Origin of the sequence: Hydrogenophaga bisanensis, assembly GCF_042665135.1 — a bacterium.
In the GTDB taxonomy this organism is placed as follows: Bacteria; Pseudomonadota; Gammaproteobacteria; order Burkholderiales; family Burkholderiaceae_C; genus Hydrogenophaga; species Hydrogenophaga bisanensis.
Map to the genome: position 1 here is coordinate 129,226 of NZ_JBHTBX010000003.1, position 24,656 is coordinate 153,881.

Annotated in this window: 21 protein-coding genes; 8 read left to right on the forward strand and 13 right to left on the reverse strand. The window is 66.3% G+C overall.

Features of this window, described 5'->3' with window-relative positions:
• Positions 1–132 precede the first annotated feature (132 nt).
• Positions 133–1,989 (forward strand): gamma-glutamyltransferase family protein, encoded by a 1,857-nt coding sequence (locus ACFQNJ_RS05960; protein ID WP_382254899.1) that lies wholly within the window; start codon positions 133–135, stop codon positions 1,987–1,989.
• A gap of 27 nt (positions 1,990–2,016) precedes the next feature.
• On the opposite strand, the gene ACFQNJ_RS05965 is transcribed toward ACFQNJ_RS05960, so the two are convergent.
• Complete coding sequence (locus tag ACFQNJ_RS05965; RefSeq protein WP_382254902.1) at positions 2,017–3,663, reverse strand: acyl-CoA synthetase; 1,647 nt, start codon at positions 3,661–3,663, stop codon at positions 2,017–2,019.
• Between the two features lie 47 nt (positions 3,664–3,710).
• On the opposite strand from ACFQNJ_RS05965, the gene dnaG reads away from it, so the two are divergent.
• Together dnaG and rpoD are read left to right on the forward strand one after the other, a co-directional pair.
• Positions 3,711–5,678 (forward strand): DNA primase, encoded by a 1,968-nt coding sequence (gene dnaG, locus ACFQNJ_RS05970; RefSeq protein ID WP_382254905.1) that lies wholly within the window; start codon positions 3,711–3,713, stop codon positions 5,676–5,678.
• Positions 5,679–5,964: 286 nt separating this feature from the next.
• Entirely contained in the window at positions 5,965–8,283 is a 2,319-nt protein-coding gene (gene rpoD, locus ACFQNJ_RS05975; RefSeq protein WP_382254907.1) for an RNA polymerase sigma factor RpoD, read from the forward strand.
• Positions 8,284–8,699: 416 nt separating this feature from the next.
• Here rpoD and ACFQNJ_RS05980 read toward each other — a convergent pair whose 3' ends face one another.
• Positions 8,700–9,548, reverse strand: a complete 849-nt coding sequence (locus tag ACFQNJ_RS05980; RefSeq protein WP_382254910.1) for a class III extradiol dioxygenase family protein — start codon at positions 9,546–9,548, stop codon at positions 8,700–8,702.
• Positions 9,549–9,563: 15 nt separating this feature from the next.
• Positions 9,564–9,908 (reverse strand): protocatechuate 4,5-dioxygenase subunit alpha, encoded by a 345-nt coding sequence (locus ACFQNJ_RS05985; protein ID WP_382254913.1) that lies wholly within the window; start codon positions 9,906–9,908, stop codon positions 9,564–9,566.
• 95 nt (positions 9,909–10,003) lie between these two features.
• On the opposite strand from ACFQNJ_RS05985, the gene ACFQNJ_RS05990 reads away from it, so the two are divergent.
• Entirely contained in the window at positions 10,004–10,918 is a 915-nt protein-coding gene (locus ACFQNJ_RS05990) for a LysR family transcriptional regulator (RefSeq protein WP_382254915.1), read from the forward strand.
• On the opposite strand, the gene ACFQNJ_RS05995 is transcribed toward ACFQNJ_RS05990, so the two are convergent.
• Positions 10,919–11,860 carry a helix-turn-helix domain-containing protein gene (locus ACFQNJ_RS05995; protein WP_382254917.1) on the reverse strand — a complete coding sequence of 314 codons (942 nt, stop codon included), beginning with the start codon at positions 11,858–11,860 and terminating at the stop codon, positions 10,919–10,921.
• A 112-nt stretch (positions 11,861–11,972) separates the two neighbouring features.
• Here ACFQNJ_RS05995 and ACFQNJ_RS06000 point away from each other — a divergent pair, with 112 nt between their 5' ends.
• The 3 genes from ACFQNJ_RS06000 to ACFQNJ_RS06010 are packed head-to-tail and all read left to right on the forward strand — an operon-like array spanning position 11,973 to position 14,734.
• Positions 11,973–13,160: a cytochrome P450 gene (locus tag ACFQNJ_RS06000; protein WP_382254919.1), complete on the forward strand. Its 1,188-nt coding sequence runs from the start codon at positions 11,973–11,975 to the stop codon at positions 13,158–13,160.
• Between the two features lie 21 nt (positions 13,161–13,181).
• Positions 13,182–13,505, forward strand: coding sequence for a 2Fe-2S iron-sulfur cluster-binding protein (locus ACFQNJ_RS06005; protein ID WP_382254922.1), 324 nt, complete (start codon positions 13,182–13,184; stop codon positions 13,503–13,505).
• Positions 13,502–14,734, forward strand: coding sequence for an NAD(P)/FAD-dependent oxidoreductase (locus ACFQNJ_RS06010; protein WP_382254925.1), 1,233 nt, complete (start codon positions 13,502–13,504; stop codon positions 14,732–14,734). Before ACFQNJ_RS06005 ends, ACFQNJ_RS06010 begins: the two co-directional genes overlap by 4 nt.
• A gap of 12 nt (positions 14,735–14,746) precedes the next feature.
• On the opposite strand, the gene arsA is transcribed toward ACFQNJ_RS06010, so the two are convergent.
• The 5 genes from arsA to ACFQNJ_RS06035 are packed head-to-tail and all read right to left on the reverse strand — an operon-like array spanning position 14,747 to position 19,479.
• On the reverse strand, positions 14,747–16,546 hold the full coding sequence (arsA, locus tag ACFQNJ_RS06015; protein WP_382254928.1) for an arsenical pump-driving ATPase: 1,800 nt from the start codon (positions 16,544–16,546) through the stop codon (positions 14,747–14,749).
• A gap of 44 nt (positions 16,547–16,590) precedes the next feature.
• On the reverse strand, positions 16,591–17,979 hold the full coding sequence (locus tag ACFQNJ_RS06020) for a HAMP domain-containing sensor histidine kinase (protein WP_382254930.1): 1,389 nt from the start codon (positions 17,977–17,979) through the stop codon (positions 16,591–16,593).
• Entirely contained in the window at positions 17,976–18,677 is a 702-nt protein-coding gene (locus ACFQNJ_RS06025) for a response regulator transcription factor (protein ID WP_382254932.1), read from the reverse strand. The genes ACFQNJ_RS06020 and ACFQNJ_RS06025 overlap by 4 nt, the downstream gene beginning before the upstream one ends.
• A gap of 4 nt (positions 18,678–18,681) precedes the next feature.
• Positions 18,682–18,996 carry a hypothetical protein gene (locus ACFQNJ_RS06030; RefSeq protein WP_382254934.1) on the reverse strand — a complete coding sequence of 105 codons (315 nt, stop codon included), beginning with the start codon at positions 18,994–18,996 and terminating at the stop codon, positions 18,682–18,684.
• Between the two features lie 12 nt (positions 18,997–19,008).
• On the reverse strand, positions 19,009–19,479 hold the full coding sequence (locus ACFQNJ_RS06035) for a Spy/CpxP family protein refolding chaperone (RefSeq protein ID WP_382254936.1): 471 nt from the start codon (positions 19,477–19,479) through the stop codon (positions 19,009–19,011).
• 236 nt (positions 19,480–19,715) lie between these two features.
• On the opposite strand from ACFQNJ_RS06035, the gene ACFQNJ_RS06040 reads away from it, so the two are divergent.
• Positions 19,716–21,062, forward strand: coding sequence for an esterase-like activity of phytase family protein (locus tag ACFQNJ_RS06040; RefSeq protein ID WP_382254939.1), 1,347 nt, complete (start codon positions 19,716–19,718; stop codon positions 21,060–21,062).
• A gap of 55 nt (positions 21,063–21,117) precedes the next feature.
• On the opposite strand, the gene ACFQNJ_RS06045 is transcribed toward ACFQNJ_RS06040, so the two are convergent.
• The 4 genes from ACFQNJ_RS06045 to ACFQNJ_RS06060 form a co-directional block, all read right to left on the reverse strand.
• On the reverse strand, positions 21,118–22,119 hold the full coding sequence (locus tag ACFQNJ_RS06045) for an aldo/keto reductase (RefSeq protein WP_382254942.1): 1,002 nt from the start codon (positions 22,117–22,119) through the stop codon (positions 21,118–21,120).
• 26 nt (positions 22,120–22,145) lie between these two features.
• On the reverse strand, positions 22,146–22,733 hold the full coding sequence (locus ACFQNJ_RS06050; protein ID WP_382254944.1) for a hypothetical protein: 588 nt from the start codon (positions 22,731–22,733) through the stop codon (positions 22,146–22,148).
• A 78-nt stretch (positions 22,734–22,811) separates the two neighbouring features.
• Entirely contained in the window at positions 22,812–23,765 is a 954-nt protein-coding gene (locus ACFQNJ_RS06055; protein WP_382254946.1) for a Gfo/Idh/MocA family oxidoreductase, read from the reverse strand.
• A gap of 12 nt (positions 23,766–23,777) precedes the next feature.
• On the reverse strand, positions 23,778–24,656 hold the full coding sequence (locus tag ACFQNJ_RS06060) for a class III extradiol dioxygenase subunit beta (RefSeq protein WP_382254948.1): 879 nt from the start codon (positions 24,654–24,656) through the stop codon (positions 23,778–23,780).

A 24,656-nucleotide genomic window follows, 5' to 3' on the forward strand; every position in this document is an offset into this window, starting at 1 on the left:
CGTCCTTGCGGCGAGATCTAGCGTGGTATTTTCAGCACATTCAACCTTAGCGCGAGGCTGTCGACCTGTCGTTGACGTATCACACGCCAGGGGCTGTCAGCCACCACCGCCTGTCCAGCGAGGCCACCGAACATGAACGATCGCACACATCGCCATGACACCCTGCCACGGACCTGGGCGGCCTGTCTGGCCGCCGTGCTGCTCACCGCTTGCGCCGCTTCCGACAGCCTTGCACCATACCCCGGCAAGCATACCCGAGCCGAAGAAGCCCTGATTCAGCCCGAAGGTCCGTCCGGCCAGCGACTTCGAATCGGCCGGAGCTTTGACCGGCATGCGGTGGCGACCGCCCACCCGGCAGCCTCGGCAGCCGGGCTGGAGATGTTGCGGGCGGGGGGAAGTGCCATCGACGCGGCGATTGCCGCGCAGATGGTGCTGACGCTGGTGGAGCCGCAATCCAGCGGCATCGGCGGTGGCGCTTTCCTGCTGCACCACGATGGCCGGCGCGTGCAGGCCTTTGATGGGCGGGAGACGGCACCGCGAGGCGTGCGCACTGACATGTTCGTCGGGCCGGACGGCAAACCCGTGCCTTTCATGCAGGCGGTGGTCGGCAGCCAATCGGTGGGCGTGCCGGGGACCGTGTCGATGCTGGGCATGGCCCACCGGCAACACGGACGCTTGCCATGGGGCCGGCTGTTCGAGCCCGCCATCCGCTTGGCCGACGACGGTTTCGAGCTCAGCCCGCGGCTGCACACCCTGCTGGCCGCCGAGCAGGCCCTGCGGGATGACCCGGTGGCCAGGGCCTATTTCTACCGGCCGGACGGCCAGCCCCACCCGGTGGGCCACCAATTGCGCAACCCGGAACTGGCCGAGGTGCTGCGCCAGCTCGCCCGACGAGGCCCCGAGGCCATGCAGGACGGGCCGGTGGCCGACGCCATCGTGCAGAAGGTGCGAGAGCATCCGTCCCGCCCTGGCGCGCTGGACCAGGCGGACCTGCGGGCCTACACGCCACGCGAACGCGAGCCCTTGTGCTTTGACCATGCAGCGCCACCGCGCCAGCTGCGCATCTGCGGATTTCCGCCGCCCAGTTCGGGGGCCTTGGCAATCGGGCAGATACTGGGCCTCCTGGCAAGAGCGCCGGGTAATGCGCTGGCACTGGGAGGCACACCCGATGCCGCCTGGCTGCACACCTACACCGAGGCGTCCCGCCTGGCGTTTGCCGACCGCGCCCGCTACGTGGCGGATCCAGAGAGGGTGGCGCCACCGGCGGGGCGCTGGCAAAGCCTGCTCGATCCTGTCTACCTGGACGAACGGGCCCGGCTGATCGGACCCAGGCGCGCCGCCCGGGTGGAGGCCGGCGAGCCCACCGGCAGGGTCTCAGCGTGGGCACCCATGCCCGAACAACCCGAATACGGCACCAGCCACATCAGCGTGGTGGACGCCCATGGCAACGCCCTGGCCATGACCACGACCATCGAAGCGGGCTTCGGATCACGGCTGATGGTCAGCACGAATCCCGCGCGCCCCGGCGGGTTCCTGCTGAACAACCAGCTGACCGATTTCAGCTTTGTCCCGGCCGACGAGAGTGGTCGCCGCGTCGCCAACCGGGTGGAGCCAGGCAAGCGCCCGCGTTCGTCGATGTCGCCCACGCTGGTGTTCGACCGGGCCACGGGCGAGTTGCTGATGAGCACCGGCAGCCCTGGCGGCGCGCTCATCATCCACTTCACCGCCAAGACCCTGCTGGGCACCTGGCACGGCGGCCTGTCGCCCCAGTCGGCCATCGATCTGCCCAACTTCGGCAGCCTCGGAGGACCGGTCCTGCTGGAAGCCGAGCGCTTTCCCGCCAGCACCGTCCAGGTCCTGGAGCAACGGGGTCACACGGTGAACCAGGTCCCCATGCCCAGTGGCATCCAAGCGCTGCAGCGGGCGCCGGACGGTCGCTGGCTGGGGGGAGCCGACCCCCGCCGCGAGGGTCTGGTGGCCGGAGACTGATCCGCCTGCCGGCAGGAAGACGGGGTATCAGACGTCGATGGCCGACGCGGAACCGGCCCGCTTGCGCAGTTCGAACTTCTGGATCTTGCCGGTGCTGGTCTTGGGCAGTTCACCGAACACCACGTAGCGCGGCACCTTGAAACCGGCCAGGTGCTGCTTGCAGTGGGCCACGATGTCCTCGGGACGGGTCTGCGCCCCTAACTTGAGCTCTACGAACGCGCAAGGGGTTTCCCCCCACTTCGGATCGGGACGGGCCACCACCGCAGCCGCCAGCACATCCGGGTGACGGTACAGCACATCCTCGACTTCGATGGACGAGATGTTCTCGCCGCCCGAGATGATGATGTCCTTGCTGCGGTCCTTGATCTTGAAGTAGCCGTCGGCGTACTGCACGGCCAGATCACCGCTGTGGAACCAGCCACCGGCAAACGCCTCGGCCGTTGCCTTGGGGTTCTTGAGATAGCCCTTCATGGCGATGTTGCCCTTGAACATGATCTCGCCCATGGTCTCGCCATCCTGCGGCACCGGCTGCAGGGTCTCGGGGTTGAGCACCCGCACGTCACGCTGCAGGTGGTAGCGCACGCCCTGCCGGGCGTTGAGCCGGGCACGCTCGCCGATGTCCAGTTCGTTCCAGGCGTCGTGCTTGGCGCAGACGGTGGCCGGGCCATACACCTCGGTCAGGCCGTAGACGTGGGTCAGGTCGAAGCCCATCTGCTCCATGCCTTCGATCATCGAGGCGGGAGGCGCAGCCCCGGCGACCATGGCCTTGACGCCCGCCGGGATGCCTTCTTTCATGGACGCGGGTGCGTTGACCAGCAGGCCCTGCACGATGGGGGCGCCGCAGTAGTGCGTCACGCCATGCTCACGCATCAGGTCGAAGATGGTCTGCGCCTCCACGCGGCGCAGGCAGACGTTGACGCCCGCGCGTGCCGCGACCGTCCAGGGGAAGCACCAGCCGTTGCAGTGGAACATGGGCAGGGTCCAGAGGTAGACCGCGTGCTTGGGCATGTCCCACTCCAGCACGTTGCTGATCGCATTCATGGCCGCGCCGCGGTGGTGGTAGACCACGCCCTTGGGGTTACCGGTGGTGCCACTGGTGTAGTTCAGGGCGATGGCATCCCATTCGTCGCCGGGCAGTTGCCAGGCAAAGGCCGGGTCTCCGCCGGCGAGGAAGGCCTCGTAGGTGGTGCTGCCGATGGCCTGGCTCTCTCCGTTGAACAGCGAATCCTGCACGTCGATCACCAGCAGCGGCGTGGTGGACTGGCGCAGTTGGAGGGCCTTGGCCATGGTGCCGGCGAACTCGGGATCCACGATCACCGCTTTCGCCTCGCCATGGTCCAGCATGAAAGCGATGGCTTCGGGGTCCAATCGGGTGTTCAGGGTGTTGAGCACGGCACCGGCCATGGGCACGCCAAAGTGGGCCTCGACCATCGGTGGCGTGTTGGGCAGCATCACCGCGACGGTGTCGTTCTTGCCGATGCCCGCGCGCTGCAGGGCACTGGCCAGCTGGCGGGTGCGCGCGTAGGTCTGCGCCCAGGTCTGGCGCAGCCCCCCGTGCACGATGGCCAGCCGGTCGGGATAGACCTCGGCCGTGCGCTCGATGAAGGACAGCGGGGACAGGGGGGCGAAGTTGGCCTCGTTGCGGGGCAGGTCCTGGTCGTAGATGCTTGTCATGTGCGGTATCTCCTGAGGGTGCTCATGTCATGTTGGAGAATAGCCCCGTGGCCATACCCCAGTCTTTCATCCAGGACCTGCTTGCCCGCGTCGACATCGTCGATGTGGTGGGCAAGCACGTCCAGCTCAAGAAAGGCGGCGCCAACCTGATGGGCTTGTGTCCCTTTCATGGCGAGAAGTCACCTTCCTTCAGCGTCAGTCCGTCCAAACAGTTCTACCACTGCTTCGGCTGCGGCGCCAACGGCAACGCCATCGGCTTCCTGATGGAGCACACGGGGATGAACTTCGTGGAAGCGGTCAAGGACCTCGCCCAGCAGGTGGGCATGCAGGTGCCCGAGGAAGACGTGTCGCCCCAGGACCGCGAACGCGCCGCACGGCAACGCCAGAAGCAGGCCACGCTGACCGATGTGCTGGAGAAGGCGGCGGTGGCGTATCAGAAAGCCCTGAAGGCTTCGCCCAGGGCGGTGGCCTACCTCAAGGGTCGGGGCCTGTCGGGCCAGATCGCCAAGACCTTCGGCCTGGGCTATGCCCCGGAAGGCTGGCGGCATCTGGCCAATGTGTTCCCCGACTACGCCGAGCCGCTGCTGGTGGAGTCCGGGCTGGTGATCGAGCACGAGGACGAAAAGGGTGCCGACGGACAGGCCAAGCGCTACGACCGTTTCCGGGACCGGGTCATGTTTCCCATCCGCAACGTCAAGGGCGAGTGCATCGGCTTCGGCGGCCGGGTGCTGGACAAGGGCGAACCCAAGTACTTGAACTCGCCGGAAACACCGGTGTTCAGCAAGGGGCGGGAGCTGTATGGCCTGTTCGAGGCGCGCACCGCCATCCGCCAGCACGGCTACGCCCTGGTGACCGAGGGCTACATGGACGTGGTGGCGCTGGCGCAACTGGGGTTTGCCAATGCGGTAGCGACGCTGGGCACCGCCTGCACATCCGACCATGTGCAGAAGCTGTTCCGGTTCACCGATGCGGTGGTGTTCAGCTTCGACGGCGACGCCGCCGGCCGCCGCGCCGCGCGCAAGGCCCTGGACGCCGCCCTGCCCCTGGCCACCGACACCCGCAGCGTCAAGTTCCTGTTCCTGCCCACCGAGCACGACCCGGACAGCTTCATCCGTGAGCACGGGGCCGACGCCTTTGCCGAACGGGTGCGCGAAGCCCTGCCGCTGTCGCGCTTCCTGCTGGAGGCCGCCTCGGCCGACTGCGACACCGGCAGCGCGGAGGGACGGGCCCGCATGGCCAGCCAGGCTCGCCCCCTGTGGAGCGCCCTACCTGACGGCGCCCTCAAGCGCCAGCTGCTGGGCGACATCGCCCAGGCGGTTGGCATCGCCAGCCAGGACCTGCTGCAGCTTTGGCAGGCCGCTCCACCGTCTGGCCGCCCCCGCCGGGAAGCAGCCACCGGCGCCGCCCCCCAGGACAGTGCGGAGGCGCCGATGAACCACACCAGCGCCTACACCCCCACAGCCCGGCCGGGCGTCCCGTCCTACCGGCAAGACAGCGGGGCATCGACCCGATATCCATCCCGGGGTGGCGGCAAATGGCGTCGGGAACCGCCCCCGCCGCCCCGCATGCTGGGTGAACAGCGCGCCAGCGTCACCCGCGCCGACCGGGCCGTGGGCCTCCTCCTGGCCAACGCCCAGGCGTGGGACAGCCTGTCGGCAGACGACCATGCGATGCTGGCCCACCTGCCCGCGCCCCACGGCAGCGTCTTTGCCTGGCTGGAGGCGCAAATCCACGAACACGGCCCCATGCCCTGGGCGGTGCTGCGGGAAGCCTTGCGCGGCCACGAACACGAAGCCTTCGTCTGTGCCGAGGTCGAGCAGGTGACCATGGGTGCCGACACCGAGGCCGAGCTCTCGGAGCTGGCCGGCGTGATGGACCTGCTGCGCATCGACGCCCTGAGTGCGCAGGCGGCGGTGCTGGCCGCCCGGGTGCAGCAGGGTGACCGTGGCGCATTTGATGAATTCAAGCGACTGAACGAGCGCATCAAGCACTTGAAATCGGGTCAACCGGTATAATGTAGGGTTTGCACCGCAAGCGCGACAGCAGCACCTCCGGCACCGGCCAACCTCACGCACGAGGCATCAGGGACATTCCCCCGGCCACCTCGGATGCCCCACGGGCACCGACGGAAACCCGCAAGGACTGCACACCAAATGTTCGCCCGACAGCTTGCAGCCCGCCTTTCCCGGCCGAAGGCGGGATTTGTGCCCGACAAAAACCACCGGAACACCGCCCGCGGTGCGTCTTGGCGATTTTTGTGTGTCCCAGCCGGTTCCTTTCCTGACGTTTTTTGAGGTCCTCATGCCCGCGAAGAAGTCCAGTACGCCTGCCGTGTCCAGCACAAAAACCACCAAGAAAGCCAGCGCTGCCGCAGCGGCTCCGGAAGTGGCCAAAAAGAAAGCTGCTCCCCCCGTGACTGCCAAGACCACCAAGACGACCAAATCCAAGGCCGCCGCCACCGAAGAACTCGATGTGACAGCGGAAGCTGTCGCCGCACCCAAGAAGAAGCCTGGCCGTCCGGCCAAGGCCGCCGCCGCTGGCGACAAGCCCGCGGCCAAGCGCGGCCGCAAGCCCAAAGCCGCAACAAAGAAGGAAGATGCCGACTTCGACGACGCCGACCTGAGCGACATCGAAGAGGACCTGACCGAGGAGGTCGTCGAAGAGGTGGTCGCCGATCCGGCTGCACCGGTCGAGAAGGTCAAGCCGCTGCGCATGAAGATCAGCAAGGCCAAGGAGCGCGCGCTGATGAAGGAATTCGGCCTGGACGACACCGTCCTGTCCGAAGAAGAAGCCCGGATGCGCCGCGAGCGCCTCAAGACCCTGATCAAGCTGGGCAAGACGCGCGGCTACCTGACACACGGCGAGATCAACGACCACCTTCCCGACAAGCTGGTCGAGGCCGAGACCCTGGAAGTCGTGGTCTCGCTGCTCAACGACATGGGCGTGGCCGTCTACGAACAGACGCCCGACGCCGAGACGCTGCTGCTGTCCAACTCCGGCCCGACCGCCGCGACCGAGGAAGAAGCCGAAGAGGAAGCCGAAGCCGCCCTGTCCACCGTGGACAGCGAGTTCGGCCGCACCACCGACCCGGTGCGCATGTACATGCGCGAGATGGGCACGGTGGAACTGCTGACCCGCGAAGGCGAAATCGAGATTGCCAAGCGGATCGAGGGCGGCCTCAACGACATGATGGCCGCCATCAGCGAAAGCCCGGCCACCATTGCCGAGCTGCTGGCCATGGCCGAAGAGATCCGTGAAGGCAAGGTGGTCATCTCCACCGTGGTCGATGGTTTTGCCGACGCCGACGAGGCCGACGACTATGTGGCCGAAGAAGACTTCGACGACTACGACGAAGCCGACGACGATGATGGCAAGGGCGGTTCCAAGGCGCTGTCGCGCAAGCTGGAAGAGCTCAAGCGCGAGGCACTGGAGCGCTTCGACAAGATCCGCACCCAGTTCGAGAAGCTGCACAAGGTCTACGACAAGGAAGGCTACGGCAGCGCCAGCTACATGAAGACGCAGCAGGGCATCACCGAAACCCTGATGACGATCCGCTTCACCGCCAAGGCCATCGAAAAGCTGTGCAGCACGCTGCGCGGTCAGGTGGACGAGGTGCGCAAGAAGGAGCGCGAGCTGCGCCGCATCATCGTGGACAAGTGCGGCATGCCACAGGAGAAGTTCATCGCGGCCTTCCCCGAGAACCTGCTCAACCTCAAGTGGGTGGAGAAGGAAGCGGCCGCCGGCAAGCCCTGGAGCCCGGTGATGGAACGCAACATCCCCCCGATCCAGGAACTTCAGCAGGGCCTGCTGAACATCCAGAACAGCGTGGTGGTGCCCCTGACCCAGCTCAAGGACATCCACAAGCGGATGAACGAAGGCGAGGCCAATTCGCGCGATGCCAAGAAGGAGATGATCGAGGCCAACCTGCGTCTGGTGATCTCGATCGCGAAGAAGTACACCAACCGTGGCCTGCAGTTCCTGGACCTGATCCAGGAAGGCAACATCGGTCTGATGAAGGCGGTGGACAAGTTCGAATACCGCCGCGGCTACAAGTTCTCGACCTACGCCACCTGGTGGATCCGTCAGGCCATCACGCGCTCGATCGCCGACCAGGCCCGCACCATCCGCATCCCGGTGCACATGATCGAGACCATCAACAAGATGAACCGCATCAGCCGCCAGCACCTGCAGGAGCACGGCTTCGAGCCCGATGCGTCCATCCTGGCCGAGAAGATGGAGATGCCCGAGGACAAGATCCGCAAGATCATGAAGATTGCGAAGGAGCCGATCTCGATGGAAACCCCCATCGGTGACGACGACGATTCGCACCTGGGCGATTTCATCGAGGACCAGGCCAACACCGCGCCGATCGAGGCCGCGATGCAGGCCGGCCTGCGCGAGGTGGTCAAGGAAATCCTGGACAGCCTGACGCCGCGCGAAGCCAAGGTGCTGCGCATGCGCTTCGGTATCGAGATGTCGACCGACCACACGCTGGAAGAAGTGGGCAAGCAGTTCGATGTGACGCGCGAGCGCATCCGTCAGATCGAATCGAAAGCGGTGCGCAAGCTCAAGCATCCGAGCCGCTCGGACAAGCTGCGCAGCTTCATCGATTCGCTGTGATCTGACTTCAGCGATTCCATGCTTTGACGGGGACCTTCGGGTCCCCGTTTTTTTGCTCTGGAGGTTTCGTTCAGAGATATCGGGCGGCGGCGGGAGCACCCGGCACCTGCCTCCGCGAATGTCCCCCGGCGGCCTGCGGCCGCCTCCTCCTTTATTTCGCTGCGGCAGGCACCGGATACTCCCGCCGCAGTGGCGTCTGGGCTCCCCACCGCCGGCTTGCCCACACCGCCCGAAATGCCGTGAGTGTCGGGTGTCCGACGCAGCGAAATAAAGGAGGAGGCGGCCGCAGGCCGCCGGGGGACATTCGCGGAGACGGATACCCGGCGATCACGGCAGCGCCCACACGCTGGCACACACAAAACGAAAAGGGAGCCAGAGGCTCCCTTTATTTACCAGCACCAGACGCCGACAAAAAGTCAGACCGTCTCCAGCGCCAGCACACCCGTGGCGGTGTTGGAAATCGGGATGTGATAGTTGCTGTGCACCTTGCGCACGCCAGCACCGGCGGCCGTCAGCGCGGCCCGCATCGCCAGCCACATCAGCAGTTCCACCCCCTGCGTACCTGCCTTTTCCACCAGCTCCAGATCGGAAAACTGCGTCGCCCATTCCGGGTTGGTTTCCATGCTGTCCAGGAACTGCAGGTCGAACTGCTTGTTGATGAAACCCGCACGTTCACCGTCGAGCTGGTGCGACAGGCCGCCGGTGGCCATCACGGCCACCCGCTTGTCACTGTCCCAGCTCTGGATCGCCTCGCCCACGGCCTTGCCCAGCTTGTAGACGCGTTTGGCGGTGGGCAGCGGAAACTGCACGGTGTTGATGTCGATCGGCACGATCTGCACCGGGGCCACGTCGTGATTCGGCCAGAACAGCTTGAACGGCAGTGTGCAGGCATGGTCCACCAGCATTTCCTGACAGGTCACGATGTCGAATTCCTTGGCGATCAGCTCGCGGATCAGGTGCCAGGACAGGTCCGGACAACCGGGCATGGGAGGCAGCGTGGGAATGCCCCAGCCCTCATCGGCGTTGCGGTATTCGGCCGCGGCGCCGATGGCAAAAGTCGGCATCTTGTCCAGGAAGAAGTTCAGCCCATGGTCGTTGTAGAACACCACGACGACGTCGGGCCTGACCTTGCCCAGCCACTGGTGGATGGGCGGGAAGCCGTCGAAAAAGGGCTTCCAGTAGGGTTCGTTCTGCTTGCCCTTGTGGATGGCGCCGCCGATGGCGGGAATGTGCGAGGTGGCCAGGCCACCGATGAGTTGTGCCATGAAAAATCTCCGCTGTCAGCACTGGTCATTCGCGGCCACGAGCTTGGCCTTGAACTCGTCCTTGGTCATGCCCGTCTGCTGGGCGCCGATGTCCTGCATGTCCAACCCGAAGATGCCCGCGAACTTGGCCAGGTAGTAGGCGTTGCCGCCCGCGGCGATCATGGCCAGCACCTGTTTGGATCGGATGGCCTCGGCCTGCTGCGCGTTGAGGCCGTAGCGTTTCATGTAGGCCTCGGGGTCGGCCACGAAGGCCTCACGGTTGGCCTTGTCGTTGAACGAAAAACACATCTTGTTCAACGCATAGCCTTTTTGGGCAGCGTCACCGTCAAACGGGGTGGTGCCGGGGATGGTCTTGCTCACGGCCGGTCTCCTGCGTGGGGGTGGATTGATCTGTGTCACAGCGGAGTGTCACCAACGGCTTGCCAAAAATGAACCGTTCTTTCATCATCAGATACATGAGCAATTTCGATTGGTCTGATCTGGACGCCCGTTCCTTGCAGCAACTGGTGGCGGTGGTGGAGGCCGGCAGCGTCACGGGCGCGGCGCAGAAACTGGGCGTCACCCAGTCGGCGGTCAGCCACCAGCTGGACAAGTTGCGGGGCATCACCGGTGATCCGCTGTTCGTCAAGAGTGGCCGGGGCATCGTGGCCACCGCGCGGGCACAGGAACTGGCCCAAGAGGCCCGGGCGTTGCTGCGCCAGCTCGAGCGCTTTGCCCACGCGGGCGACTTCGATCCGTCCCGCTGGCAGGCCACGGTGACCATCGCGGCCAATGACTTCCAGCGCGACGTGCTGCTGCCGGCGCTCGCTCGTCGGCTGCGCGAGGCGGCGCCTGGCGTGACGCTGCGGATCATCCCGTCAGACGTGCCCAGCCTGGAGATGCTGCGCGACCGGATCTGCGACATCGCCATCAGCCCCCGTCCGCCCGAGGGCAGTGACATCCTGCAGCAGCGCATCTTCGAGGACGTCTACCGCGTGTTCTTTGATCCGGCGGTACGCCAGGCGCCCGACAGCCTGGAGGACTACCTGGCGGCCGACCATGCCACGGTGGTCTATGAGCCGCGCCGTGCGCTGTACCTGGATCGCACCCTGGAAGCCCGGGGCATACGACGCCGGTTCGTGCTGATGGTGCCCGGGTTTGCAGGTCTGCCAGCCTTCATCAAGGGCAGCGCCCTGCTGGCGACCGCTCCGTCGCTGCTGCAGCACAGCCTGATGCGCGACCTGGCCCACGCCACCGTGCCCCTGCCCTGCCCCACCATGCCCATGTACCTGATCTGGCACCGGCAGCACCAGAGCGACGCAGCGCACCGCTGGCTGCGCGAGCAGATCCTGGCTCTGGCGCCGGCGGCGGTGCCTGCTCGTCCTTACTGATCAGGCGCGGGACACTGGCCCGGTGTGCGCACGGCGCCACTGCTGCGGACTTTGCCCCGTCCGGCGCTTGAAGAAGCGCGAGAAGTAGGCCGGGTCTTCAAAGCCCAGTTCCAGCGCCAGGCTGGCCGCCGGCGCGGCGATGTAGACCAGTCGCCGGCAGGCCTCCCGGGTCAGGCGTTCGTGCACCAGTTCCAGCGCGGTGCAGCCCCGCTCGGCCCGCACCAGCCGGTTCAACCGCTGGGTGGACAGACCCAGGCGCGAGGCATACCGATCCATCGGCCAATGCTCCAGAAAGTGCTGCTCCACCAGCAACAGAAAGCGGGTGAACAGGGCCTGGTGCGCTTTGGCATCGCCGCCCTCGCGCTGGCCCTGCTCGCTGGCCCGTGCCAGCCGCCAGACCACCGCCCGCGCCAGCCAGCGCAGCACCGGCGCATCGGCCGCACCCGGCAGCGCGAACTCGGCCGACAGTTCGGCCAGCTGCACATGGAGCCGATGCGCCTCGCCGTCGTCCGGGGAAAAGTGCAAGACGCCCGGCGCCGAGAACAGGGCCCGGAAGGCCTTGCCGATGTCCTGGAACTCGCCTTCCACCAGAAACCGGGCACTGAGCGTCAGCACCCGGCCATCGGTCTCCGGAGCGAAGCGAAAGCCATGCACCACACCCGGCGGCACCACGATGGCCGCCGGCCCCTGCACCTGCGCGCGCCACTCGTCGAGCATCACCTCGGCCGAACCGGCTGCCAGCCAGAGGATCTGGTAGAGCCCCTGGTGCACATGGGCATCGATTTCCCAGTGATAGAGGCGACTGCGCGACTGCACCTCTTCGATGTGCAGCAGTTCCTCACCGGGCTGTGCGGGCTCGCCGTAGAGCGAAAACCTGGGAATGCTGCCGCTGGTCCGGCGCGATGACGGCGCGGTGGCGATCCGGTCTGGCGTTCTCGCCATCGTCAGTCTCCTTGATCGAAAAGTACAAGAATTGTCCCTTCTTTTTGCAGTGGCATGTTCGGCCGGCGCACCTACAGTTCCAACCCACGATCCACCCCACAGGAGACATCACATGGGCCTTGGCAGCTTCCACTTCGACCCGTATTCCCCGGCCATCGACGCCGATCCCTTCCCCAGCTACAAGCGCCTGCGCGATGAATTCCCCTGCTTCTGGAGCGAGGAGGCGCAGATGTGGATCCTCTCGCGCTACAGCGACATCGTGACCGCCGGACAGGACTGGCAGACGTATTCCAGCGCCAGCGGCAACCTGATGACCGAGCTGCCCGGCCGCGCGGGCGCCACGCTGGGCAGCTCGGACCCACCAAAACACGACCGCCTGCGCGGCCTGATCCAGCACGCGTTCATGAAGCGCAACCTGATGGCGTTGGAAGAGCCGATCCGTGACGTGGCGAAACAGGTGTTTGCGCAGGTCAAGGACGTCAAGGAGTTCGACTTCAAGGACGTCTCCTCGCAGTTCACCGTCAAGGTGCTGATGGCCGCGCTGGGCCTGCCCATGGGCGAAGACGCGCTGGTGCCCGAGCATGAGGTGCGCGAGAACGCCGTGCTGATGGTGCAGAGCGATGCCCGCACCCGCGCCAAGGGGCCGGAACACATTGCGGCCTACAACTGGATGCAGGACTACGCGAGCAAGGTCATCGCCATGCGCCGGGCCAGCCCGCAGAACGACCTGATCAGCAACTTCGCGCTGGCCGAGATCGACGGCGACCGGCTGGACGACCGCGAGGTGTTACTGACCACCACCACGCTGATCATGGCGGGCGTGGAATCGCTGGGCGGCTTCATGATGATGTTCGCCTACAACCTGGCCACGTTTGACGAGGCACGCCGCGCCGTGGTGGCCAACCCGGCCCTGTTGCCTGATGCGATCGAGGAGAGCCTGCGCTTTAACACCTCGGCCCAGCGCTTCCGCCGCCGCCTGATGAAGGACGTGACCCTGCACGGCCAGACCATGAAGGAAGGCGACTTCGTCTGTCTGGCCTACGGCAGCGGCAACCGCGACGAGCGCCAGTACCCCAATCCCGATGTGTATGACATCGCGCGCAAGCCGCGTGGCCATCTGGGCTTTGGCGGTGGCGTGCATGCCTGCCTGGGCACCGCGATTGCCCGTCTGGCGGTCAAGATCGCATTCGAGGAATTCCACCAGGTGGTGCCCGACTACAGGCGTGTGGCTGACCAGCTGCCCTGGATGCCCTCGTCCACCTTCCGCAGCCCGCTGGTGCTGCAGCTCAAGGCCCAGTAAGTTCAACGCAGAAAGACCACGATGGCACACATCACCTATGTCGAGGCCAACGGCCAGTCCACCACCATCGACCTGGCCGACGGCTGGAGCCTGATGCAGGGCGCCACCACCAACGGCATCGACGGCATCATTGGCGAATGCGGCGGCTCCTGCGCCTGCGCCACCTGCCACTGCTACGTCGACGATATGCTGGCCGGCGTGCTGCCTCCACCCTCGCAGGGCGAGCTGGACATGCTGGAGAACGTGGTGGCCGAACGCCGACCGAACAGCCGGCTGGCCTGCCAGATCAAGGCCAGCCCCGCGCTGGAAGGCGGCGTGGTGACCTTGCCCGAGTGCCAGGAATGACCGCGCCCGGCATCGTCATCGTGGGTGCCGGCCAGGCCGGCGTGCAGGCCGCCGAGGCCCTGCGCGCGGGCGGCTACGAGGGCAGCATCACCCTGTTGGGTGACGAGCCGCATGGCCCCTACCACCGTCCGCCGCTGTCCAAGGCCTGGTTGGCCGGCGAGATGGATGCAGCCCAGCTGGTGATGCGCGCGCCGGAGATGCTGGCACGCAAGGGCATTGAGCTGCGCACCGGCTTGACGGTGCAACGCATCGACCGTGACGCGAAAACCCTGCAACTGGCCGATGGCAGCGCCCTGCCCTACACCGGCCTGGTGCTGGCCACCGGCGCCACGCCACGCGCCCTGCCCTTGACTGGCGGGCATGCCGCCGGGGTGTTGCCCCTGCGCTCACGCGCAGACGCCAGCGCCATTGCCGAGCGCATGGCGGTGTGCATTGAACAAGACCTGCCCATCGTGGTGATCGGCGGCGGCTTCATCGGCTTGGAAGTGGCCGCCACCGCGCGCAAGAAAGGCGCTCGCGTGACCGTGCTGGAAGCCGCCCCCCGCCTGCTGGGCCGGGTGCTGGCCCCGGTGCTGTCCGACTGGTACGCCAGCCTGCACCGCAGCCATGGCGTGCAACTGATGCTGAACGCCCAGGTGGCGGGTATTGAGGCCGATGCCAATGGTGTGAGCGGCGTGAAGCTGACCGACGGCAGCGTACTGCCGGCCGGTCTGGTGGTGGTCGGCATCGGTGTGGTCGCCAACGACCAGCTGGCCCGCGACGCCGGGCTGGCATGTGACCGTGGCATCGTGGTGGACGCCTGCGGGCGCACCAGCGACCCGGCCATCGTCGCCGCAGGAGACTGCACCGCACGGCGCCTGGCCGACGGTTCACTGCTGCGCCTGGAGTCGGTGCAGAACGCGACCGAACAGGGCAAGAGCGCGGCCGCCGCGCTGCTGGGGCAGGACCGCCCCTTCAACGCCACCCCCTGGTTCTGGAGCGACCAGTACGACCGCAAGCTGCAGATGGCCGGTCTGTCCACGGGAGCCGATGCCTGGGCGGTGCGCGGCGACATGGCGGGCGGCAGCTTCAGCGTCTACCACTTCCAGGGCGACCGGCTGCTGGCGGTCGACAGCGTCAATGCGGCCAAGGACCATCTGCAGGCGCGCAAGCTGCTGGACGCGGGCGTGTCACCCACACCCTGGCAGGCAGGGGATGTGAGTTTTGATCTGGGTGGGTTGTTGAAATAATCCGATCGATCCTTACACCAGCCGCCCCAAAGCCTCCACCCCCACGGGCGGCTCGGGCAACCAGGGCAGCACGAAGGTGCGGCGGGCCAGTCCGCTGGCGATGCGTGCGGCCTGGCGGTGCTCGCCGGCCAGGCGCGCCTGCAGCAGGGGGTCGGTAGTACCCGTGGCGGCGATGCTCTTGTTGATGATCCAGGCCCAGGGCTCGATGCGGGCGCGGCGCAGATCATCCTGCAGCGCGGCCGCCTGACTGACAGGTGTGACTTCGGGCAGGGTGACAATCAGCACACGGGTCGTGTCCGGATCCTGTAGGCGCATCAGCGGTGTGATGATGTGTTTGGCGTTGGCGCTGCCCTCGTACTGCCGCGTCATCTGGCGGTGGTAGGCACCGGTGGCGTCCATCAGCAGCAGGCTGTGGCCGGTGGGTGCGGTGTCCAGCACCACAAAGGCGGTGCGTGCCTCGTTGACCACGCGGCTGAAGGCATGGAAGACCGCCACCTCTTCGGTGCAGGGGGACTGAAGGTCTTCGAGCAGCAAGGCACGGCCCTGCTCGTCCAGGTCCTTGCCCCGGCTGGCCATGATCTTGGCAATGTAGGCCTGGGTCTCGGCCTTGGGGTCGATGCGGCCCACCTTCAGGCCCGGCAGGCCGCCGTTGAGGGTGTCGGCCACGTGCGCGGCTGGGTCGGTCGTGGTCAGGTGCACGCTGTGGCCCCGCTGCACGAGGCCCACCGCCAGTGCAGCGGCGATGGTGGTCTTGCCCACACCGCCCTTGCCCATGACCATGATCAGCCCGTGACCCGCGGCCGCCAATTCGTCGGCCAGCAGGTGCAGGGGCTCGGCGGGCAGGCGTGTTGCCGTGCCGGCAGCCTCCTGCGGCGGCGTGGGGACCCCGGTCGGCGGAGCACCGAACAGGGCGCGCAGAGCCGGCAGCCCCACGGTGTCAAAGGCTCGCAGCGGAATTTCGTCGCGCGGCAGGCCGGCCAGTGCATCGGGCAAGGTGTCCAGCGCCTTGCGGCCCAGGACCTCGATGGCCCGCGCCACCGGATCGTCAGACCGACTGGCGTGGAACACCCCGTTGATGGCCAGGCGCTGGTTGCACAGGCCCAATTGCCGCAATTCGTCCGAGGTGCGCGCGGCCTCCTGCATGGGGCGTGGATCAGGACGGGTCACCAGCACCACGGTGGTCAGCGCCGGGTCACCCAGGGCGCGCAAGGCCGCGTTGAAACGGGCCTCCTGCATCTTCAGGCCCGAATGCGGGCCCAGGCACGATGCCCCGCGGTCGTTGCCCGCCAGGAAACCCGTCCAGGCCTTGGGCAAGCTCAGCAGGCGCAGGGTGTGCCCCGTGGGGGCGGTATCGAACACCACATGGTCATAGCTGGCCCTACCGTCGCCTTCCCCTGCCAGCAGGGCGGCGAACTCGTCGAAGGCCGCGATCTCGGTGGTGCAGGCGCCCGACAGTTGCTCGCGCACGGTCTGGCGTTCGGCATCGGACGCATCGGTTTCCATCTGGGCCAGCACACGCTGGCGATAGGCCTCGGCTGCATCGTCGGGGTCGATGTTGAGCATGGCCAGACCCGGTACGCCCGTGACCGGCACCGGGTGGTTGGACAGGGGTACCCCCAGCATTTCGTCGAGGTTGGACGCGGCGTCCGTGCTGACCAGCAGCACCTTCCGGCCGCGGTCGGCCAGCGCAATGGCGGTCGCCGTGGACAGGGAGGTCTTGCCCACCCCACCCTTGCCGGTGAAGAACAGGAAGCGGGTGGGTGCGGTGGCGAAGCCGGGCAGATCGGCGGTGGGAAGTACGCTCTGATTCATGCATCAAGCATGACACACCGTGGCCCTCAGCGGCCTGACGTCTGTCAAGCCAGCGGCAGCTCCACCCGCACCCGCAAGCCCGGCCGCGCGTTCTCCAACGCCAGCCGCCCCCCGTGGGCCTGTGCCACCAGGCGGCACAAGTAAAGACCCAGGCCCACCCCGCCGGCGGCACGCGTGCGGGCGCTGTCTGGTCGGTAGAAGGCCTGCGCCAGTTGCGCCAGCTGCTCGTCGGGCACGCCAGGGCCGTGGTCGCGTACCTCAATGACCTGGGCGTCCGCCGTGCGGGACAGCGTCACCTCGGGCGGCTGAGCGGCATCGGCGCCATGGCGCAGGGCGTTGTCCAGCAGGTTGCGCAGCAACAGGCGCATGCGGGCGCGATCAACGCTGAGCTTGGGCAGGTCGGGCGAGGCCAGAATGGTGACGGCAGTGGCGGCCGGGTGCCGTGCCTGCAGCTCGTGCAGCACCTCGCCGGTCAGGCCGACCAGGCAGGTGGCCTCGCGCTGCAGGGCAGCGTGGCCATTGGACAGGCGCTCGCTCTCCAGCAGGTCGCTGACCAGGTTGGCCATCTCCTGCAGGTCGCGCAGCAGGGCCTGGCGCTGCAGCGCGGCGTCGCCCTCTTCCGGCAACAGTTCGGCGTGAAGGCGGGCGCGGGTGATGGGGCTGCGCAGTTCGTGGCTGATGGCCAGCAGCAGGGCGCGCTTGGCCTCCAGCATCTGGTGGATGTCGCGCCCCATGGTGTTGATGGTGGTGGCCAGCTCGCCCAGCTCGTCGTGAGCCTGGCAGCACCGGTCCGGAATCGGCTGACTGAAGTCGCCACGGCCGAAGCGCCGCGCTCCTTCCCCGATCGCGTCCAGCGGCTTGAGTTGCCGGCGCACATACAGCCAGGCCAGCAGCGTGAGCACCAGCAGGGCGGTCAGCGCGTAGCCAATGAGACGCGGCCGCCGCTCAAAGGCCGCCTGATTGATGTCGAAGCTGATGCGGTGACCATCGGCGGTGCTGCGCGTGAGGATGCGATCCCAATCCTTGGAGCCGCCCCAGTTTTCGTCGTCCCAGCGGCCGGCCTGCTCGTCCTTGTGCCAGAGCCAGTCCGACGGTGGCTGCGAGGGGTGGGACGACCAGTTGACCTGGGGGCCGCTGATGCGAACCACCAGGGGCAGACGATCGGCGATGGCCTGGGCGCGAGCGATGCTGGGCAGATCGCCGTCGCCACCGGCCACGTCGACCGCCAAGCGGTCCACATAATCCATCAACAGGGGGCGAGCCGCTTCGCGCCACCCCACCGAAAACGCCTTTTGCGCCCCACTGATGAACACAAAGGTCATGGCTGCCGCCAGCAGCAGGAACACCAGCACCATGCGCAGCTTGATGGAGTGTGCAATGCGGTGCTTGACCTCGCGCCAGCGCGCGGTCGGTTTGGAGGTCTGATCGTTCATGAGGGCAGGCGGCGCAGCGCCAGCGAATAGCCCGCGTTGCGCAGGGTCTTGATGCAGTCCAGCGGTTCGAGCTTCTTGCGCAGCCGGCTGACCACGATGTCCACGGCCCGCGTGTACAGGTCGGCCTCGTGGCCGCGGATGTGATTGAGGATGTCGTCGCGGCTGTAGACGCGGCCGGGTTCTCGTGCCAGCAGCACCAGCAGTTCGTACTCCGAGCCAGTCAGTTCCACCGCCTGGCCGTCCCGCAGCACCTCGCGCCGGGCCAGGTCGATGGTCAGGCCCTCGAAGCGCAGCGCCTCCTGCGCAAGGGCCGCCTGCCCGTGGCGGTGGTTGCGCCCGTTCTGGCGGCGCAGCACGGTCTGGATGCGGGCGACCAGTTCGCGCGGCTCAAAGGGTTTGGGCAGGTAGTCGTCAGCGCCCAGCTCCAGCCCGACCACGCGGTCCATGACCTCGCCACGGGCGGTGAGCATGACGATGGGCACATCGCTCTCGCGACGGATGGTGCGACAGACCTCGAAGCCGTCCATCTCGGGCAGCATCACATCCAGGATGACCGCATCAAAGTCGCCACCGCGCAGCCGGGCCAGACCATCGCTGGGCTTCACGGCCTGCGTCAGCTGCAGCTCATAGCGCTGGAAGTAGGCCGCCAGCGGCGGCCCCAGCTGCTCGTCGTCGTCGATCAACAGGATGCGGTGCATGGCTTCATTCTGACATTGCCGCCATCTGTCCCGAGCGGTGCCGCAGCACCAGGCGACGCAGCAGTTGCTGCTGTCGGGTGGCCAGCGCATCGAAGCGCTCGGCCGCCGACAGCAGCTCGGGCAGCATGGGCATGGCCTCCACCGGCCGCTGGCGCGACAGCCGTGCCCACCAGTCCAGGGCGTACTCGCGGTCGAACTGCGGCCCCCAGATCATGGCGAGCAGTTCGGCGTGCGGATCATCGGCCTGCGCCAGCAAGGCAGGCGCATGGGCCTTGCCCAGGCGGGTGAGCTGATGCAGGTTCTGCAGGGCCGGTGACATGGCCGCCTCCGGTCAGCCACGGCCCCACCAGCCGTGCCCACGGCGCTCCAGCTTCTCGCGCACCTGCTTCTGCTGCTCGGGGTTGAGGCTGTCGTAGAAGTCGCCGAAGGCATTGAGCATCTGCGGGCCGTTGCCCTGCGCCGCCTGCAGCTTCTGGTCCAGCAGTTGCTGCGCTTTGGTGCGGTCGAACTTGTCGCTGGCGATCAGGGACTGAAGGTCGGTGCGCGGATCGCTGTTGCCGCGGAAGGCCTTGCGCGAGGCGATCATCTGATCGGCAAGGGCGCCCAGCTTGGCCTTCTGTTCGGCATTGAGATCGAGCTTGCCGCTGATGCGCTCGATGGCCTTGCCTCTCACCTCGGTGATGCGCTCCTCGCTCCAGCCCTGCCCGTGATGACCACCACGGTGGCCGCAGGCGGAGAGACCTGCGACGAGGACCGTGACGCCGGTCAGGCCGATGAGGGTGCGTTTGATCCAGGGTTTCATGATGTCGTGCTCCTTGCAATGACGTTGGGATGAGCTGATGGTGCCCGTCCCCTGCAAAGGCGTGGTGTCTTGGCCGTCGCGCTTTTTTTCGGTTTGTTTCGGCGGTGGCCCGGCCCTGGCTTTCATGCCGCCGTCATGAAACCTTCCTTTGCCTGTCACAAGGCACGGGCACAGTCGTGCTCGCCGATCCGAGGAGACGGCATCCTGGTTCATACAACGACTCATCTCACTGCACCATGCATCTCAAACTGATCGCGGCCGCTGCGGGCGCCCTGCTCACCCTGACCTCTGTTCACGCCCAGACGGCCTACCCCGCACGCCTGGCTGGCCATGCCATCGTGCCGGCGCAGACCTTCCTGCCGGCCCCCAAGGATGCCCCCGCCGACCTGAAGACCAGCGGCAAATTCACCACCGGTCAGCGCGTCGAGAAAATCGGCAGCGTCGAAGGCAAGTCCGCCGGCCGTCCCACTGGCGTCTCGCTGCCGTTTGCCGGCCAGCCGGTGCAGGGCCACTCGGGCATCAAGCGCATGGCCGACGGCAGCTTCTGGCTGCTGACCGACAACGGCGCCGGATCCAAAGCCAACTCCCCCGACTTCATGCTGTTCCTCAACCGCCACGCGGTGGACTTCAAGACCGGCCAGTTCAAGCGACTGGAGACCGTGTTCCTGCACGACCCGGACAAGAAAGTGCCCCACCGCATCGTGCACGAAGGCACGAAGCAGCGCTATCTCACCGGTGCCGACTTTGACCTGGAGGGATTCCAGATCGCGGGCGGCCACTTCTGGATCGGTGACGAGTTTGGTCCGTACCTCATCAAGGCCGACATGAAGGGCCGGGTACGGGCCGTCCATGAAACGAAGGTGGATGGCAAGACCGTGGTCTCGCCCGACCATCCTTCGGTCCTCACCCCGGGTGCGCCGGGTGGTGAGGTAAAGTTCCAGGTCCGCCGCTCCAAGGGCTATGAGGGCCTGGCCTCATCCCCCGACGGCAGCAAGCTGTACGCCCTGCTCGAAGGCGCCCTGTGGGACGAAGCGGCAAAAGCCGCCGAGCAACTGGACGGCAAGCAGTACCTGCGCGTGCTGGAGTTCGATGTGGCGTCCGAACAGTGGACCGGCCGGCACTGGAAGTACGTGCTGGAAGCCAACCACCACGCCATCGGCGACTTCAACATGATCAGCCCGACCGAGGGCCTGATCATCGAGCGCGACAACGGCGAAGGCACCGCCGACAAGGCCTGCCCCGAAGGCCAGAAACGCACCGACTGCTTCCATGACCTGGCCAAGTTCAAGCGCGTCTACAAGGTGGAACTGAGCGAGGCCAATGTCAACGGGCCGGTGCGCAAGATCGGCTACATCGACCTGATGAAGATCGAGGACCCCAAGGGACTGGCCCGCAAACCGCTGAACGACGGCGTGCTGACCTTCCCCTTCTTCACCATCGAGAACGTGGAGATCGTCGACAGCCGCCACATTGTGGTGGGCAACGACAACAACCTGCCCTTCTCCAGCAGCCGCGAGCCCAACAAGGCCGACGACAACGAACTGGTGCTGCTGGACGTGAGCGAGTTCCTGCAGGCCCGCTGAGCCCGGGATCGATTCAACAGAAGGCCGGCACCTCGCCGGCCTTTCCATAGGGTCATTAGAAGCGCTCGGTATCCACCTCGCGGTTGGCCTGGTCGTTGTAGCGATCGCCGTGCACGGTGCGCGGATTGATCAGCGCATCCAGCTGTGCCAGCAAGTCACCTGAGAGCTTCACATCGGCAGCCCCCAGATCGTCGGTCAGGTGATCGATCCGGGTGGTGCCTGGAATCGGCAGGATGTCCGGGCCCTGGTGCAGCAGCCACGCAATGGCCAGCTGCGCCGGGGTACAGCCCGCCTCCCGGGCCAGCTGCTGGTAGGCCGGCAGCAGCTCGGCATTGCGGGCGTAGTTGTCGGCCGCAAAGCGCGGCATGCTGCGGCGGATGTCCTTGGGGTCAAAAGCCGCAACGTCCATCGGTCCGCACAGGAAGCCACGCGCCACCGGGCTGAAGGCGACGAAGCTCACGCCCAGTTCTCGGCAGGCATCGAGCACCGCAATCTCGGGGTTGCGGGTCCAGAGCGAATACTCGGTCTGCAAGGCCGCGATCGGGTGCACCGCATGGGCCCGGCGCAGGGTGGCGGCCGACACCTCTGACAGGCCGATGCTGCGGATCTTGCCCTCGCGCACCAAGTCGGCCAGCGCCCCGACGCTGTCTTCGATGGGCACCTGCCTGTCCCAGCGGTGCAGGTAGTACAGATCGATCACATCGGTTTTCAACCTCCGCAGCGCCGCTTCACAGGTGGCCTTGATCGTGGCGGGCCGGCCATCGATGACCCTCACCAGCTTGCCGTCGCCGTTCACGTCCACGCCTTGCATACCGCATTTGCTGGCCAGCACGAAACGGTTGCGATGGGCAGACAGCACCTTGCCAATCATGGTTTCACTGGCCCCGAAACCGTAGAGCGCAGCGGTGTCGAAGTGGGTCACACCCTGGTCCAGCGCGGACAGCAACAGGCGCTCGGCCTCGGACTCGGGAATGGGGGAGCCATAGGCATGGCAGATGTTCATGCAGCCCAGGCCGATGGCACTGACGCTGAAGGGGCCGAGTGGTCGTTGATGCATGGTCGGGTTCCTGAAAGATGGAGGAATCAGAGAATGGCGATGTCGCGCACGTAGATGACCTCACAGGCACCGGCGCCGGTGTCGTTGCGGGTGAGCGAGCTGCGCCAGCGCCAGCCATCGTGGCCACGCGCCTCGACCAGCCAGCCCTGGATGCGCACACGCTGGCCTTCGCGCACCTGGTCCAGTCGCCGCTCGATACCGCTGTCGGCGGGGATCATGTGCATGTTGGCACTGGAGCGTTCGATCTCCTCGCGCGGAATCGGGAACTCCTTCACGCGCCAGAAGTAGAAACGGTTGCCCTGCGAGATGCTCACCTGTTCCAGCACCGCGCTGTCGGACATGCGCCCCCAGCCCAGCGCCAGGTCAACCGGCGACAGGTCGGCCTCGCGCCCTGTGCGATAGCTCTTGACGCCCAGCACCCGGGCTTCGATGTCGAAGGTCTGCAGGGGCGCGATGGTGTAGCCCTTGTGCACAAACTCGGCACTGCCCGCGTCGTTCTGGCGCGGCTCGGCCGCGACGGTCACGCCAGGCGCCACCTTGACCGGCCGGTCGCTCCAGTACTGCCAGGCACCGAAGCCGACGATGGCCAGGAAGGCGAGGTTTCTCCAGTTCATGGCGGCAGTATGGCAGAGCCATCGACGCAAAAAAGGCCTTGCGTGGCAAGGCCTTCAGCGCCAGACGGCCAAGCCGGATCAGCCAGCGTTCAGTTGCTGCTCCAGCTGGTGCAACACCTGGTAGCAGGGCAGCACCTGCGCCACGCTGGCGTTGGGTTCGCGGCCTTCGCGGATAGCGGCGAAGAACTCACGGTCCTGCAGCTCGATACCGTTCATGGACACGTCTACCTGGCTCACATCGATTTTCTCGTCCTTGCCGTTGAACAGGTCGTCGTAGCGCGCGATGTAGGTGGCGGTGTCGCCGATATAGCGGAAGAAGGTGCCCAGCGGACCGTCGTTGTTGAAGGACAGGCTCAGCGTGCAGATGGCGCCGTTGGCCGCCTTGAGCTGGATGCTCATGTCCATGGCGATGCCCAGCGTCGGGTGGATCGGTCCTTGGATGGCATTGGCCTTCACGATCGGGCTGCCGGCTTGGTAGGCGAACAGATCCACCGTGTGGGCGGCATGGTGCCATAGCAGGTGGTCGGTCCAGCTGCGCGGCTGACCCAGCGCGTTCATGTTGGTGCGGCGGAAAAAGTAGGTCTGCACATCCATCTGCTGGATGTTGAACTCGCCCGCCTTGATCTTCTTGTTGACGAACTGGTGGCTGGGGTTGAAGCGGCGGGTGTGGCCGCACATGGCGACCAGACCGGTCTGCTTCTGCAGCGCCACCACCTCTTCACCCTCGGCCAGGATGTCGCACAGCGGAATTTCCACCTGCACGTGCTTGCCCGCTTCCAGGCAGGCCTTGGACTGGGCGGCATGCATCTGCGTCGGCGTGCACAGGATCACTGCGTCCACTTCCTTAATCGCCAGGGAGTCGGCCAGATCGGTGGTGACATGCTTGATGCCGTACTTGTCGGCCACTTCCTGTGTCTTGGCCAGATCGCGGCTGATCAGCGAAACCACTTCCACATCGGGAATGTTCTTGATGCCGTCCAGGTGCTTGATGCCGAAGGCGCCGGCGCCGGCGAGAGCGACTTTGATGGTCATGATGGAATTCCTTTATGCGTTCTCGAGGATCACGTGCCCGACCGCCGTGTTGGACGCGGGCACATGGTAGAAGAGGTGCTTGATGGTGGGCAGCGGGCCGGTGACCTTGCCGTCGTTCACGTCGGCCATGGCGCCGCGAGCGATCAGCCACATGACCAGCTCGATACCTTCACTACCGGCCTCTCGTACGTAGTCGATGTGCGGCGTGTTGGCGCAGGCGACCGGGTCGTTGATCATCTGGTCCAGCCACTGGTTGTCCCACTCGCGGTTGATCAGGCCGGCGCGCGCGCCCTGCAGCTGGTGGCTCATGCCACCGGTGCCCCAGATGTGGACGTTCAGGTCTTCATCGAAGCTCTCGACCGCCTTGCGGATCGCCTGGCCCAGCGCAAAGCAGCGCTTGCCCGAGGGCACGGGGTACTGCACCACGTTGACAGCGAACGGAATCACCTTGACCGGCCAGGCGTCCTTGACCGGGTCGAGTTCGCCGCACATCAGCGACAGCGGCACGGTCAGGCCGTGGTCGACTTCCATCTTGTTGACGATGGTCAGGTCGAAATCCTGCTGGATGACCGACTGCGCGATGTGCGAAGCCAGTTCGGGATGGCCCACCACCTTGGGCACCGGGCGCGGGCCCCAGCCCTCGTCAGCCGGCTGGAACTCGGCGGCGGTGCCGATGGCAAAGGTCGGGATCAGGTCCAGGCTGAAGGCCGTGGCGTGGTCGTTGTAGACCAGAAAGACGACGTCGGGCTTGTTGTCCTTCATCCACTGCTTGGAGAAGTCATAGCCCGCGAACAGCGGCTTCCAGTAATCCTCGTGCGTCTTGTGCAGGTCCATGGCCGCGCCGATGGCCGGCACGTGCGAGGTGTAGACGGATGCGGTGATCTTCGCCAT